The organism is Cupriavidus sp. WGlv3 (assembly GCF_023952475.1).
Taxonomy (GTDB): domain Bacteria; phylum Pseudomonadota; class Gammaproteobacteria; order Burkholderiales; family Burkholderiaceae; genus Cupriavidus; species Cupriavidus phytorum.
The window spans coordinates 1-713 of the sequence record NZ_JALHRX010000122.1; the positions used below are offsets into that span (position 1 = coordinate 1).

The window sequence follows — 713 nt, forward strand, 5'->3', positions numbered from 1 at the left end:
TTCATGGCGAATTTCATCGCTTCCTATAACTCGCTGTTTGCCAAGGCACCGGCACCAAGTTGGGCGCCATTCTTTGCACATTACCTTTCGTGGATGATGGCCTCTGCCAAGATGACTCGTAATCGGAGTTAGTCCACGACAACTACGCTCCACAAGAGGATGGCTATCTCGCGTAAAGTTCATCTTGCAGGCTCGTTCGCTTTTTTGGGGTCGCCTTTCGTGGAGAGCAAATCACCGCCAGCCTGATGGGCAACTGAAGACGGCGTTCTGTCTCGCCAAAATGGACGCAAGCACGCGCCGAAATCGTCGAGGTACGTATAGATCACCGGCACCACCACCAGCGTCAGGATCGACGAGGTGATGATGCCGCCGATCACGGTCTGTCCCATCGGCGCGCGCTGCTCGGCGCCTTCGCCCAGGCTGAAGGCCAGCGGCACCATGCCGAAGATCATCGCCAGCGTCGTCATCAGGATCGGGCGCAGCCGCACGCGCGCGGCTTCGACCAGCGCGGCCTCGCGCGACAGCGGCTCGCGGCCGTCGACCCCGTGGCGCGCCTGGTTGGCGAAGTCCACCAGCAGGATCGCATTCTTGGTCACCAGCCCCATCAGCATGATGAAACCGATGATCGAGAACATGTTCAGGGTCGAGCCGAACAGCAGCAGCGCCGCGAACACGCCGGCCAGCGTCAGCGGCAGCGAGGTCATGATGGCGAT

Annotated in this window: 1 protein-coding gene; it reads right to left on the reverse strand. The window is 60.7% G+C overall.

Translation table 11 applies throughout. The features are described 5' to 3' along the window. Positions 1-179: 179 nt before the first annotated feature. On the reverse strand, positions 180-713 hold a 534-nt coding region (locus MKD38_RS30775; RefSeq protein ID WP_252682449.1), incomplete at its 5' end, for an efflux RND transporter permease subunit.